Raw genomic sequence first — 13,796 nt, forward strand, 5'->3', positions numbered from 1 at the left:
TTGGTTAGAGCTTAGTTAAATGATTGAAACTGAATCCGTTTGTCAGTGTATTATTCCAGCATAATCTCTTAATATACTGTCACAAAATTAGATAAAAAAATGTATTCCTCTTTACTTTGAATTGCTGTTTGTAAGAAGGTAATGACCTCAAGGTATGTTTATTAATATTGGTGATTTATTTGACATTAAGATTTTAGCTGTTGATTTATGACATTAATGTTATTTAACATACAAAAAAAAGTGTTTCTACCAATATTTTATTGTCTGCAAGTCAATGAAACTAATTATCCACATAAAGTGGCTCTTAAGATAGTATTCTTGTACGTAGACTAAAATAAGGTTTCAATGCCAACTGATACAGATCAGGATATGTCCTCAAGAAATAGTAGCGATCGCCATAAACTAACGCTTGATGGTCAACCCACTGCGTATGCTTCTCTCTACAAATCAGCGATTCAAACTAGCTTGTTAGTTGCTGAACCAGAAGTAGACTATCAAATTGATCCTCCGCAGTGGGTAGAAGTTTTAGTTGATTCTCCAGGGGAAACTCAAGGATTGTATACCTACAGTCTACCGCTTGAGTTAAAAGTACAGTCTGGAGACATAGTAGCTGTTCCCTTCGGTATGCAGATAATAGGGGGGATTGCGATCCGTCTGATTCCCTCTCCTCCTGCGGATTTGAATCCTGCCAGAATTCGCCCTATAGAAGACGTAATTACTTCAGGGTTTTTTCAAGATACCTATTGGCAGTTGCTAGAAAAAATTGCTAACTATTACTGTACTGATCTAATGAGTGCAATTCGGGTGGCTCTGCCTCCTGGTTTATTAGGGCGATCGCAAAGAAGAGTTAGATTAAGTTCCACTCTGCCTCCTGGTGCAGAAACTTTCTGTAGTGTAGTAGCAGGAAAAGTTTTGAGATTGTTACAAAGTCAAAAAGACGGCGATTATAGTGTTAATTATCTCAGAAATAAGGTAAAAGGGGCAAGCCGTGGGATTAAAGAACTAAGCAAAAGGGGGTGGGTAGAAAATTACCTCGAACCGCCTCAACGAGCCAAGCCCAAGCTGAAAACTGCCGTCACTCTAGCAACCAGTATTTTGCTTGAGGATCTCACTAGCAGACAGCAAGAAATATTACAAATGCTCAAAAACAGGGGAGGAGAGCTATGGCTCAAAGACTTAATTGATTTATGCAGTACTACTTCCACTACGGTTAAAAATTTAGAGGCCAAAGGTTGCGTTGTTCTTTCTGAACGAGAAATTTTGCGTCAAGAACAGGGTGTTCTCCAAGCAGCAGATCGACCCAAAGAGCTTAGTCTGGATCAAAAAGATGCTCTTGCAGTAATTAATGCCCAACAAAATTATGCTCAAATTCTGCTGCATGGCGTAACAGGTTCAGGCAAAACCGAAGTTTATCTTCAGGCGATCGCACCGATCTTAGAACAGGGAAAATCTGCTTTAGTGTTAGTCCCTGAAATTGGTTTGACCCCTCAGCTGACTGACCGTTTTCGCGCTCGATTTGGGACACAAGTCTGCGTATATCACAGTAAATTATCGGCTAATGAACGTTACGATACTTGGCGACAGACAATTCAGGGAGAACCGCAAGTAATCATTGGTACGCGCTCGGCGATCTTTGCTCCTCTGCCCAATTTGGGCTTAATTGTCTTGGATGAAGAACATGACTCCAGTTTTAAGCAGGATCGTCCGACCCCTACCTATCACGCCCGTCAAGTGGCTCAATGGCGGGCTGAGTTAGAAAATTGCCCTCTAGTTTTAGGTTCTGCCACTCCTTCTTTAGAAAGTTTAACCGCAGTAGGGGCGATTCGCGAATCGCCCCTACAGAATGAAACAGGAACAGAAAAATCAGCTGCCTCATCTGTATTTTATTTATCGTTACCCGAAAGGATTGCTTCACGCCCCTTACCGCAAGTATCAATTATCGATCTGCGTCAGGAATTGAGTCGCGGGAATAGATCTATCTTCAGTTTATCTTTGCAAAATGCGATCGCCGACATGAAATCCCAAGGACAACAGGGGATTTTATTTATCCCCAGGCGAGGACACAGTACTTTTGTTTCCTGTCGTAGTTGTGGATATGTTATGGATTGTCCAAACTGTGATGTTTCTTTATCCTATCATCATACTCATGAGGGCGCAGCCAAACTATTGCGCTGCCACTATTGCAACTATACTCAGATCCAGCCGAAAATCTGTCCAGAATGTAACTCTCCCTATCTCAAGTTTTTTGGTAGCGGCACCCAAAAAGTTACCCAGGAATTAGCCAAATTATTTCCTGACTTACGCACAATTCGCTATGATAGCGACACCACCAGAAATAAAGGCGCACATCGTCAGTTAATCGATCGCTTTATTCACAAAGAAGCAGATCTTTTGATCGGCACTCAAATGCTCACCAAAGGTTTAGATATTGCGGGAGTTACCCTTGTGGGTATTGTTGCAGCAGACGGGTTGTTACATCGCAGTGACTACCGTGCAGCCGAAAGAGCTTTTCAGACTTTGACCCAAGTAGCAGGTAGAGCCGGTCGGGGAGAGCTTCCAGGAAAAGTAATTTTGCAAACCTATTCCCCCGAACATCCTGTCATTCAGGCTGTTCAAACTCATAACTATCATGATTTTAGCCTAACTGAGCTAGAGCAAAGAGCCGAACTAAACTATCCCCCCTACGGAAATTTAATTCTGATTAAACTGAGCGGTATTGACGAGCAGGAAGTAGCTCAAGCTGCCCAAAGCTTGGCAGATATATTGATTGAAACCTTAAACCCAGAATACGAAATTTTAGGTCCAGCACCAGCCAATATTATGCGGGTTGCCCGTCGTTATCGCTGGCAAATTCTCCTCAAGTTTCCCGCAGCAGCCAAGGATAATTTACCCGATCTTAATACTTTACTGCGATCACATTTACCTCGATCCGTCAGCATGACTATTGATGTCGATCCGATTAATATTGAATAAACAGTTGCCATAGTTCTATTTAGGGAAATATAAAAGGTAGGGTGTGTTACTGCGAAGCATAACGCACTAATCTCATCTAATCCCATCCTAAATATTATGGTACAAAGTTAGAAATTGATCTTGATATTTCTAAATCGAGAATCGCACGTAAAGAAAGTAATTTATGGCAGCGTCGTTTCTGGGAACATTTTATTAGAGATGAGACAGATTTTGTCAATCATTGTGATTATATTCACTACAATCCCGTTCATCATGGATTGTGCAATCAACCACAGGGAGGAGCTTTTTCTAGCATTCATCGATTTATTCGCTCTGGTATTTATCCATTAAATTGGAGTAACGCGATCGATCTTGATCATATAATCGAAAATCTATGATGGTGCGTTACTACCTTTTTACTCATGTTTCCCATCAACAACCTGCGAGATTTGGCGCAAATTCAACAAACAGAATACGACGTAATTATTATCGGTGGCGGAATTAACGGTGCAGGTGTCGCCAGAGATGCTGCTCTAAGAGGACTCAAGACGATCCTGGTCGAACAGAATGACTTTGCTAGCGGTAGCTCTAGCTGGTCTAGCCGTCTGATTCACGGTGGTTTGCGCTATTTAGAGCATTTTGAATTTCCCTTAGTTAGAGAGTCTTTAAAAGAACGAGAAATTCTACTCCGTATCGCACCTCATTTAGTCGCGCCACTACAGCTTACTATCCCTGTATATCGCGATTGCGCGAAGCGCAACAGCAAAGCTGATCGCTCTCGTCCTTATTGGCAGATTTGGGCAGGGATGATGCTCTACGATCTCTTGAGCTTTGATAAAACCCTTCCTGTTCATCGGATGTTGCCCCAGGCAAAATTTAAGCAGTTATTTCGCACCCTGGAAGCAGAAAATCTGGTCGGTGGTTCACAGTATTATGATGCTCAAGTCGCTTTAGCGGAGCGTCTTTGCCTGGAAAATATAATCTCGGCTCAAAATGCTGGAGCGATCGCTCTTAACTATCTAGAAGTGATGGAATTGCCCCTTGAGAATTCTCGCATTACTGGCGTTGTCTGCCAGGATAAGCTAACGGGACAAAGAATCGTTCTTCGTGGTAGTCCAGATGCCGTAATTATTAATACCGCAGGACCTTGGATCGATCAGGTATGTCAACGAGGTAGCAAAGCGGGAAATCAATTTACTATTGGCAACGCAAACAAGAATGGTGGCACCAAAGGTAGTCATCTTGTAGTTGACAAATTTCCTGGCGCACCCGCAACAACTCTCTACGTTGAGGCGAAATCTGATGGTCGTCCTTTTTTTATTATTCCCTGGTTAGGTAAGTACCTCATTGGCACTACCGACCTATCCTATCAAGGTGATCTTAAGCAGATTAAAGCTGACAACCACGAAATTGACTATTTATTGCAAGAAGTTAATAGTGTTATCCCCACGGCTAACTTAAAACGGGATGATGTTCGGTTTACCTATTCGGGTGTGCGTCCTTTACCCAACTCCGAAGGAAAAAAACCAGGCAGCATTACCCGCAAGCATATTATTTTTGATCACCACCAAGAAGGTGTGGACAATTTATTTTCCCTAATTGGTGGGAAGTTAACTACCTATCGCCACGTTGGGGAAGAAATGGTAGATCAGATCCTCAGACGCATGAAGCGATCGCCTAGATCTTGTCAAACTGCTTTTCTACCCCTGCCTGGCTGCATTCTACCCCAAGACAAACGAATTCAACAGACAATTAACGAATATGGATCTAGCCTTTCAATTGAGACAATTTACTATCTGTTCTCTGTTTATGGGGCGATCGCTCTTGAGGTTTTAGCTTTAACGAAGGAAAACCCGACTTTAGGAGAGTGTATTAGCCCAGATTTACTTGATATCAAAGCTCAGATAGTTTATGCCGTAACCAAAGAGTCTGCTCATACCCTAGTGGATATTTTGCGTCGTCGTAGCACTTTAGCAATTAACGGTCATTATGGCTTAAATCTACTGCCTGTAGTTACTAAAACCCTGCAACAATACTGTGGTTGGAATCTCCAAGAATGCGATCGCGCCTGTGCTGATTATCGTTTTTATATGGAATACAACTGCATCCCCGATTATCAATTATGTCAGCAACTCCGCAAGTTTGATTGATTGCCCCCCAATTCTTAAATCTATTTAAAAATATTGTCAATAAGCACTAATCGCGATATATCTATAGATAAGGAAAACTAAATAGAAATTACTATCAATAACTTTTATTCCTCATGAATCAGGTTATCAACTTTAAACACCAGACATCACATAAGTCTAAAAGATTTCAGGAATTTGTTTTCGTCAGTGATTCTGCCATTAAGCTGACCCCAGTATTAAGCGATCGCTTCCAGTTAGATCTTAATAGTAGTTTCTTAGATCGAGCAGAGATAGGAGATCTGATTACTCTTAAACAGATTCACGCACCACAAAATATAATGCGTCAGTTGCAGAATTTCAAGCTTAAGCCTAATAGAAGAGTGCAAATAGTCAGTAGAACTGATACTGGTTCGGTAGTAGTAAAGCTAAACAACAGTTTGATTGGCATTAGCAAAGAAATTGCTCAGAGAATTGTGGTTACTTTAGCGGGTGAAGTAAAATAATGAGGAGCGCAATTAATATTCCCGAATTATCGACTGGCTCAATAGGTACTATCGTGGGCTACAGTCGAGTTTACGGTGGCTATGTGGGGAAACTAATATCTCAAGGATTACTACCAGGGACTCCTTTTGTTGTGTTGAGCTTAAATCTTCCTCAAGGTGCAGTACAGATTATGCTTCAGGAAAAAATTATTACTCTTTCTAAGCCAGAGGTAAATGCTCTAATAGTGGAAACCCCCTTAGAAGATGAGATCGACTAGCAACCGAATTACCCGCAAACAGTATCAGTATCCAAGTACCAAGAAAAATCAGAAGTTTGAGCAAAACACGATTAAATAGCGATCTCTACCACAGTATCCTAACCAATTTTTAAGCAAAAAAACTTGACAACGCCAGAGCCAAAGCTTTTATAGTCATTTCAAATAGCAACCAGTGGATCTTATAACGAAGTAGCAAGTAACAAGTAACAAGTAACAAGTAAAATTCACCATCATCATTAATACAAAGTAACCATAGGGAAATTAATTAAAATGACTATATGTATAAAATAACATTTTGAATTTACCTGATCTTAAAAGAAAATGAGCATCCTCTTTTCGCCCGATCAAGCTATATTGGTTTAGTTACTATCTCATCTACCTTGGTTAAACTCAATGTATGTCAATCGCTAGAATAAATGAGAACAAAATTTCAGTACCAAATAAATTTTACTTAAGTAGGTAATTTTGCTATATTTGTATTTATGTTAGATATGTCAGAGTAGCTCAGTTGGTTAGAGCATCGGACTCATAAGCCGAGGGTCGGGAGTTCAAGTCTCCCCTCTGACACTTTAAGAAGTAAGGCGTGGAGCCAATAGTAGCAAAGGTTAATAGTTTCTAGCAGTATCATTAAAACTCTCGAAACAGACCAAACCCTCTTAAAAATGCTCTAAAATTAGATCAAATTTAGATCAGTTTTAGAGCTTGGATAAGTTAGCCATTCTTCTGGAGAAAGCCAACAGTAGGCTCAAGACCTCAAACTCTGGAATCAAGATATTTAAACGAGGTCAGAAATTATCACTCAGGGGAATGCTTCCCCCAAAGAAAGGTAAAGATCAAACTTCTCAACAGGTTATTAGTCTAGGAATTTATTGTAATGCTGCGGGAATTCAAAGTGCAGAAAAGCAAGCTCAGAAGCTAGCCTGTCAATTAGCCTTAAAAGAATTTAGGTGGGATGAATGGGGTAGTAGTCAATCAAAAAATCGCGATCGCTCTGGTTACTGGATTGAAGAGTTTGAAGCAGATTACTTCAACCGCAAAGAGAGAAACAAGCAAAGCCAAACTACTTGGAACACCGATTATAACCATATTTTTAAACGGCTGAACCCTGAAGAAACTTTAACAGAAGAAATATTAATTCAGCTTGTTTTAACTACTGACCCAGATACTAGACAACGACAGAGGGCAGTAATGGCAGCAAGCAGTCTTGCTAAATTTGCAGAAATAGAAGTTGATTTATCAAGATATAAAGGAAATTATTCTTACTTAAAAAATAATGATCGGTTACTGCCAACTGAAGAAGAAATAATTAAGCATTACTGGTCAATACCAAACCCTCATTGGCAACGTGCTTTTGGATTAATGGCTGCTTATGGTATATCAAATCACGAACTATTTTATGTCGATTTGGATAGTTTACTTGAACCGCCAGGGCATTTGATATCCACTTACCGCAAAAATCATTATGGTATTCGTAGAATCTACTGCTTATATCCTGAATGGTACAAAGAATGGGAGCTATATAAACATATAGATTTACCCCAAATAACAGGACAAAATAATCGCGACTTGGGACATAGAGTAAGTACAGCATTTAGAAGATACGGTTTATGTAAACCTGGAGATTTACGCCATTGTTGGGCAATTAGAGCGATGGGCTTCATTCCCGATTCAATGGCAGCGAGAATGATGGCTCATAAAACTCAAGTACATAACGATACTTATAAGCGATGGATCAATGAAAATGATGAGGATAGATTTTACCGATTGCTAATTGACAGGTCAGATAGACCTAAACCCCCGACTGTCTGAGGTTTTATACGAGGGCAAAAATAATTTCTATTTTCAAGGATAGGAAAGTAAATTAAGTTCTGAGATAAAACGATAATCTTTTTGATTTTTGCTAAGTAAAGGTATATTAGTTACTATTGCAGTTGCTGCAATTAATCCATCTGGAATTAGTAAACCATGACTTAGACGGTACAGGCTCAATAGTTCAACTGCCTTCTCAGAGATAGATTCATTAACTTTGATAATTGCATAATATCGCAGAAACTTTTCAAGATTTTGTAATTCTGTTTTGTTCCGACAGCCAACGATTAACTCCATTTGAGTAATGGTACTAATAGCTGAAATTGAGTTGTTTGCTGCTGATTGAAGGCGATTAATAGCAACTGGAATTCCTCTACTAACATCGATTAGGATATCTGTATCAATTAAAAGCTTTTGTTTCACTTTAACTTGTCCATTCTTGCTGCCTTACCTGACGTACCCACTGACTACTATCCTCCATATCCTCTCGATCTTTCCACATACCCACAAAAGGTTCATCCTGGGGGTTAGACAGTTTGATTTCCGTAGATATAGTTTTAACTTGCAACTTTTGTTCGAGATTTATTCTCTCTTCTGTTGTCAACGAACTAATTATCTGTACTAAAGAATCAATTAATTTTGTGTTCATCATTCTTTTTCGCTGATCAAAGCTTACTTAATTTATTGTATTGATTAAAATCAGCAATTTCTAAATTACGTTTGATGTGAATTAGAAGTTGCTGATTGATTGACCGAAACTCTTAACTGCCTAAGCTCTTTTTTCTGGGGGAGTATTTAACCGTTTCACACAAGCTGGAATATTGAAATAGTAAGAGCAATTTCGACTTTCAGGAGAACGTCTATCCTGCACTTCAAAACCCAATCGCAATGTTCCGTTAGAAACTGCTTTTCTTAAACTATCCTGAGATGGATAATTTAATTTTCTACAGGCTTCTGAAGTTGGCAGCCATTCAATATCTTGAGGTTCAGCAACAGTTCCAACCATTCTACGCATTTCGTCTTTAAATATTGCCCTGACTTCTTGTTCGGTAATATATCTGTTCATTAAATTCCCTGTTCTGCTTTTCTTTACATTGATTTGACTTGTGAATCTTTCAGCGACTTCTCTATTCAAAAGGATCATTCATAAGTCGTGGAAGTTTTTGAAAATAGTTTTGTAGTTTAGGGCGGTCAGTCTTGATAATTGCTGCTCTAACATCCAACTAAGCAAATTCTTTAAGAGAGCGAATCATCCCACAAGACTTATCAAACAGCACTTCAACTGTTCCCGTATCTCCATGTCTGGCTTTAGCCAAAATCAACTCTAAAATTCCAGGTTGAGAAGTTCCAGGATCGTAATATTCATCCCGATAAGCAAAGATAATATTATCTGCAACCATTTCCAGAATTCCCGACTGAGAAAGATCTGACATCATAGGACGTTTATTTTGCCTTCCTTCTACTCCCCTACCGACTTGAGATAAGGCTAAGACTGGAACTGACAATTCTCCAGCTAGTTGATATAGTCCTCGACCCACATCACCTAATTCATAACTGCGATTACCACCATTATCAGATGCCATCATTTGCAAATAATCCACAATGACCAAACCTAATTTTCCTTCTCTGGCTTTAACTTGACGAGCCTCAGAAGCAATTCTCGCTACGTTGATTCCCCGATTATCATTCATGTAAAGAGGCAGATCTACAGCAACCTCAACAATCTTGGCGATGCTCTCCATTTCCTTTTCAGTGAGAGAAGATAATCCAGCGCGATGTTGACGAAGGCGATGTCCATTAATTGGAACTAAATCTAGATGCTGATAGCAATCCATGCGACTCATCAAGCTCCAAAGCCGATACTCCATCTGATGTTTGGTCATCTCTAGAGAAAAGATGATTACAGGCAATTTATGTAGAATCATCTGTTGCAAGCCGAGATAGAGAGAAATCGCACTTTTGCCCATCGATGCTCTAGCAGCCAAGAGGGTCAATGTCCCTGGCTCAAATCCAATAATTAGTTTATCGAGTTCTAGAATACCAGTAGGATAAATCGGATTTTCTTCGTCAAGCTGATTAAAAGCAGACATAGCAATCTCGCTGTTTTGGTCTGTATCAGATCTTATCCCTTGCTGGGTGACGCTGAATATTTCTTGCTCCGAATCATTCAAGAGCTTTTCCAGTTCAAGCGTGGAATCGTAGCCTAGATCGATGATTTTATGACCAGCCTCAACTACTTTTCTTCGATAGTATTTATTCATCACTAAATCGACATAGCGATCAATGTTCACTGCCGAAATCGTTCGGTTCAACAACTTAGCCAATTTAGCAGTTCCGCCTACCTGATCTAATCTGTCTCGATCTGCCAGATAGGTACTAATAGCCATAAAATCCGTAGGATTGCCTTGATGATAAAGCTTTAAGGCAGTCTGATAAATTTCTTTGTGAGCCGAAACATAGAAAGCAGAAGGAACTAGAGAAGCTTCAACCTGGAAAATTGCTTGAGGATCAAATAAGATTCCTCCTAAAATTGCCTCTTCAGCTTCAATATTGGCGGGAGGTAAATTTGGTTCTTTCACGCTATACTCCCTTGAATTGATTCGTTAGAAAAGAGGTTCGTCATTCTCAAGTTTCGTAAATGTTCGCAGCTTTCAGAGACGTATCTTCCGAACGGTTTAGTTATGGGTTTAGATTGACTTTCTAGTTGGTCGATTCTTTTAATTTTGTTGTCAGGATTATCCAGTAGCCGATTGAATTCTGATGTAGATACTTCATTTCCAGTTTTTGTTTGACCATTTTTTTCTTGGTCTAACTGTCTCTGATAGTTGGCGATCGCTCTTTGTTTTGCTCCATCAGGAACTGAAGTTGAATCAGAGTTAGGTTTACGAACTTTATTGTCTTTCTGGTATTTCAGGTAATAAACTTCCCAGCGATTTTGCCCAGCTTTTGTTTGACTGGCTAACCAAGCCTCAAGATCTTGTATTGGCTGCCTAAAGTTTTGAATCGTTTCTCTGACAAACTTCAAATAATTCTCCCTCTCGCTTTCGGAGAGAGAGTCTTTAAAGTCTATATAAGTCTTAGAGATCTTAGGAGTTTGAAACCCTTGCTCTGACTTGGCTTCAGGTCTTGATTGTTGCCTGAGCGCACATTCTGTTGCCTGGCTGCACTCTAAGTTGTGTTCAGGCACACTTGGTTGCGGTGACACAACTGTTGTTGTCTGCTCGCAACTTGGTTGTGTGTCCGCAATATTTCCTATTTCTGCTTGTGACAAAAAACCTTTAGGGTTAACTTTGATGTGAACCTGGAGCAGTTCCATGTGAATAAAACCTTTGCTGTCTAATGATTTCAATGCTCTACCAACAGTAGAACGGTGCATTTTAGATTTTTCTGTAGATAAATCCTTGGCTATCTTAATAGGGGTGATGGAAATACCTTTATTGTAAGGATCTAGAGAGCGTACATAGTAGAGAACTTTTAGCTCGGAATGATTTAGTTGTTTCACAGTTTCAAGCCATTCATCACTTTGAAGAGGATAAAACTTTCTGTGAATTCTGTTTAGTGTCATGATTTTTAGGTGAAGCAAAAATGTATAGTAAGAAGTTACCTTCTAAGGTGAAAATAGAAGGTAAAATGTCTAATTTTGAAGGAACGCAAAAGCCTAAGTAGAAATCAGTTTAGAGATTGATTATCTAAATTGACGGCGCTTTCTGGTCTGATTGGAAAGCAAAGATCCTAGATATATTTCGATACCTCTTTGATGAACCAAAGGCTGAGAAATATTGGCAAGCCAATCTCACAAGAGTCCTTCGTGATATCGAATAGTGCGTGAATTCAAATACTGAAAATGAATCCCTAAAGTCCAATGCCTTTGGCGGTAAAGCTTTAAAGTGTGGACTGAAATTCCTAATAATTGGGCAGCAGTGCGTTTATTTAGCCAATTACTATGAGTTAGAGTTTCATGCGCTGTAAGAGTTGTCATGTTGTTCTCCTATTTGGTTATGCGCCGAGATACAAAACACAATGACTCTCCAAAAGATAGCTGTTCGATAAGCTAGGTAATATTTCACTTTCGTCGAGTAAAATATAAGTAGCGCAGCGAAAGCTGGCAATAGAGAGTCGAGCGTTGAAGGGCTTTTTCACTTTGCACGGTGAACCCTATTTGTCTCGGCTCTTTTCATTATTGTTCAAATTATTAAATCGAATCTTGTCTCAAGATATCACACTTTTTAATAAAAATGACACAAAAGTATCTATACTCATAAAAAAAACGTATTTTCAATTTTTATTCCATGTTAGAATAACAAGTACTTAAAATTACATTGTATAAATAAGCTTTTGCTGCAAAAGACAGTGACCAATACTACAATGACTTCACGTAGCTATCTTTTGGGAGAATTAATAAAAAGAATCAGAACAACTAATAATTTGACGCAAGGAAATTTTGGAAAATTATTTGATCCTTCCGTTACTCAATCAGCTATAGCTCGCTGGGAGAAAGGAGAACTGACTCCTGACATGATGCATTTTCCAAAAATCGCCTCATTGCTTAATTTATCTTTTGAAGAATTTATTGACTTTATAGAACAACCAACATCTAAGATTGAAGATTTGGATATAGAAAATAAAACTCTTAAGTACAACAAACGGCATTTATCAATGCTAGAAAAAGGAGTTAGGACTTGGAATAACTGGCGGGAGAAAAATCCTGATGTAATTCCTCAATTATCTGGTATCTATTTGGTAGCTGGAAAATTGGATAACTTAGATGGTTACAACCTACAAGGTGCTAATTTAGCTGGATTGAGGGGTAATTTCATACAAATGAAGCAAGCCAACTTGGCTGAAGCTAATTTAGAGAAAGCCCAGCTTGAGGGAGGATCTTTTTGTGGATCTAATTTTTCAGGAGCAAATTTAAGTAAAGTAAAGATTAAAGATGCTCGTTTTGATCGAGCTATTTTTAAAGAAACTAATTTAAGCGAGGCTAATATTTTATATTCGGATTTTAAGGAAGTAACTTTTGAAAAAGCTTGTATGAAAAAAGTAATTTTTTCTAGAGTTAATCTTTCAGGGGCAAATTTAAAACAGGCAAATTTAGAATCTGCACAATTAACTAACATACAATTAAGAGAAGCTAATCTTAATCAAGCTTCTTTTAAAAAAGCTATTCTCAGCCAATGTTCTATTTATGGTTCTACATTCATTCAAACTAATATAGACGATATAAAGACTGAAGATATATTTATCTCACCAAATGGATTTGAAGGGATTCCAGTAAACAATCTCGCTTTAGCACAATATACTTGTTTACAGCGCTATGATCCTCTTCTGACTCAAAAATTTGTTAGTTACTATAATCTTGAAACTGAAATTGTTAAATATTCTAAGCTTCTCGTAAATAAATATGGAGATTATAGATACAAAGGAAAGTTTAGTCTATTTGCAACTCATCAAGGACTTAATATAATTCCACCTTTTGTAGTTGTTTTTAAGGAGAAAAACTATTTGTATACTGAAATTGTTCCAGACTATGATGGAGCAGATTCAGAAAAAGTAAATAGACTTAGCCATAGCCATAGAAAAATTTTAGAAATAAAAGATGATTTAGTAGAAAGTTCTTTTATCTTTGAAGATTTTGATATTTTAAAACGAACATTTGACTATATCCAAACAGAGCAGAAAGATAAGTTTGAGCAAGCAATATCAATTGCACAAAAAATACTTTATTCAACCAAAAAAAATAAATTTGCAAATCAAAATTGTACAATTGAGGGAATAAATGATGAAATAATTATTTGCGAAATACCACATGGTTTTGAAGGTGAAAGAATTGAAATAGCAAAGGGCAATATAGCTGGCAATCAGTTAGAAATGATTAGATCTTCTGTGTATGATAATCATCTTGTAAATCTTCAGAATATATTGCTAAATCTTGTGATGTAGATAGAGACAAAAGAACCAACCAATTTAATCAATCAAACTGGTTGCAAGTTATTCCTTATGTAAAGTAGGAAAACATCGACAAATAATGAGTGAAAGCAATAAATAAATGCCATTTTGACTCTCTAAGTCAGTCGGCGAAGCGAATCGGGCATGGGAAGAGATCTAGAATTTCAACATTCCCTGAGCGAGCCATCGTAGCCCGACGA

General features: G+C 38.4%; 12 protein-coding genes and 1 tRNA gene. 7 read left to right on the plus strand and 6 right to left on the minus strand.

All coding sequences use genetic code 11. The features are described from left to right. Window positions 1–345: 345 nt before the first annotated feature. The 6 genes from priA (at window position 346) to C7B62_RS01725 (ending at window position 7,650) form a co-directional block, all read left to right on the plus strand. Window positions 346–2,973, plus strand: a complete 2,628-nt coding sequence (gene priA, locus C7B62_RS01695; protein WP_233219761.1) for a primosomal protein N' — start codon at window positions 346–348, stop codon at window positions 2,971–2,973. A 419-nt stretch (window positions 2,974–3,392) separates the two neighbouring features. After that, on the plus strand, window positions 3,393–5,102 hold the full coding sequence (glpD, locus tag C7B62_RS01705; protein ID WP_106232887.1) for a glycerol-3-phosphate dehydrogenase: 1,710 nt from the start codon (window positions 3,393–3,395) through the stop codon (window positions 5,100–5,102). 113 nt (window positions 5,103–5,215) lie between these two features. Then, entirely contained in the window at window positions 5,216–5,584 is a 369-nt protein-coding gene (locus C7B62_RS01710) for a ferrous iron transport protein A (RefSeq protein WP_106232873.1), read from the plus strand. After that, window positions 5,584–5,841, plus strand: a complete 258-nt coding sequence (locus C7B62_RS01715; protein WP_106232874.1) for a FeoA family protein — start codon at window positions 5,584–5,586, stop codon at window positions 5,839–5,841. The genes C7B62_RS01710 and C7B62_RS01715 overlap by 1 nt, the downstream gene beginning before the upstream one ends. A gap of 493 nt (window positions 5,842–6,334) precedes the next feature. Further along, window positions 6,335–6,408, plus strand: a tRNA-Met gene (locus tag C7B62_RS01720). 240 nt (window positions 6,409–6,648) lie between these two features. After that, window positions 6,649–7,650 carry an integrase gene (locus tag C7B62_RS01725; protein WP_106232875.1) on the plus strand — a complete coding sequence of 334 codons (1,002 nt, stop codon included), beginning with the start codon at window positions 6,649–6,651 and terminating at the stop codon, window positions 7,648–7,650. A gap of 33 nt (window positions 7,651–7,683) precedes the next feature. Here the strand turns inward: C7B62_RS01725 and C7B62_RS01730 are convergent, their stop codons facing one another. The 6 genes from C7B62_RS01730 to C7B62_RS26415 all read right to left on the minus strand — a co-directional run bounded on the left by C7B62_RS01730 (window position 7,684) and on the right by C7B62_RS26415 (window position 11,629). Beyond that, on the minus strand, window positions 7,684–8,073 hold the full coding sequence (locus C7B62_RS01730; protein WP_106232876.1) for a type II toxin-antitoxin system VapC family toxin: 390 nt from the start codon (window positions 8,071–8,073) through the stop codon (window positions 7,684–7,686). 1 nt (window position 8,074) lies between these two features. Continuing rightward, on the minus strand, window positions 8,075–8,302 hold the full coding sequence (locus C7B62_RS01735; protein WP_233219763.1) for a hypothetical protein: 228 nt from the start codon (window positions 8,300–8,302) through the stop codon (window positions 8,075–8,077). 117 nt (window positions 8,303–8,419) lie between these two features. Continuing rightward, the gene (locus C7B62_RS01740; protein ID WP_106232877.1) at window positions 8,420–8,716 is read right to left on the minus strand and encodes a hypothetical protein; all 297 of its coding nucleotides are present in this window, start codon (window positions 8,714–8,716) and stop codon (window positions 8,420–8,422) included. Between the two features lie 157 nt (window positions 8,717–8,873). Continuing rightward, window positions 8,874–10,229 (minus strand): replicative DNA helicase, encoded by a 1,356-nt coding sequence (dnaB, locus tag C7B62_RS01745; RefSeq protein WP_106232878.1) that lies wholly within the window; start codon window positions 10,227–10,229, stop codon window positions 8,874–8,876. Continuing rightward, the gene (locus C7B62_RS01750; RefSeq protein ID WP_106232879.1) at window positions 10,226–11,215 is read right to left on the minus strand and encodes a MarR family transcriptional regulator; all 990 of its coding nucleotides are present in this window, start codon (window positions 11,213–11,215) and stop codon (window positions 10,226–10,228) included. The genes dnaB and C7B62_RS01750 overlap by 4 nt, the downstream gene beginning before the upstream one ends. Window positions 11,216–11,443: 228 nt before the next feature. Continuing rightward, a complete protein-coding gene (locus C7B62_RS26415; protein WP_233219764.1) occupies window positions 11,444–11,629 on the minus strand; it encodes an excisionase family protein in 186 nt (61 codons plus the stop codon). A gap of 371 nt (window positions 11,630–12,000) precedes the next feature. On the opposite strand from C7B62_RS26415, the gene C7B62_RS01760 reads away from it, so the two are divergent. Beyond that, entirely contained in the window at window positions 12,001–13,590 is a 1,590-nt protein-coding gene (locus C7B62_RS01760; RefSeq protein ID WP_158260612.1) for a pentapeptide repeat-containing protein, read from the plus strand. Window positions 13,591–13,796 lie beyond the last annotated feature (206 nt).

Origin of the sequence: Pleurocapsa sp. CCALA 161 (assembly GCF_003003995.1) — a bacterium.
GTDB lineage: Bacteria > Cyanobacteriota > Cyanobacteriia > Cyanobacteriales > Xenococcaceae > Waterburya.